Origin of the sequence: Shimia sediminis (assembly GCF_003990645.1) — a bacterium.
GTDB classification, from domain to species: domain Bacteria; phylum Pseudomonadota; class Alphaproteobacteria; order Rhodobacterales; family Rhodobacteraceae; genus Shimia; species Shimia sediminis.
This window is the reverse complement of record NZ_RYZK01000114.1, coordinates 1-529: the sequence shown is the minus strand read 5'-3', so window position 1 is coordinate 529 and position 529 is coordinate 1. Positions and strand designations below refer to the sequence as shown.

Annotated in this window: 1 protein-coding gene; it reads left to right on the top strand. The window is 38.2% G+C overall.

Features of this window, described 5'->3' with window-relative positions:
* Positions 1-359: hypothetical protein (locus EK369_RS21935; RefSeq protein WP_164727098.1), on the top strand; the 359-nt coding region annotated here is incomplete at its 5' end.
* Positions 360-529: the final 170 nt, after the last annotated feature.

Here is a 529-nt window from a genome sequence, read left to right as displayed (position 1 = left end):
CCCACCTGAAAGTGAAAGATCCTAAAGAGGCCAAGAACTTGATTGGTTTTAACAATCGCAATGCATTCACTTTAAGCGACCCTAAAAAGAAATTGGGAACCCCCGACCTCCACAAACAACTCGACTATGACGATTTCTGTGTCGATTTCACAACAAATCACCGAGGTAATGTGTTCGTATCTAACAACATTTTAGCTGCCAAAGCAGCTGGCAGAAAACAAGCTATCCAGATTGCAGCCCACAACATAGTGCAGTCGATCACTAACGTTGAACAGGGTTTGGATTGTGAATGTAAGCCCGTTTCACCCTACAGTGCAGTTAACCAATGTCACGTGGTTTATAGCAAAGACAGGAAATGAGCCCGCCACGACTAGACGAAGTTCAAAAACAAATCCTATTATGTAATTAATTAATCACTTTATAAGTACCTAATGTTAATTTTAAGTGTCTTAGGCTATGGATGCTGAATTTTGTAAATTTTTCTAGTGTCAGGTATTGTAAAGTTCTTAAATTAAAAAAAATATTAAAC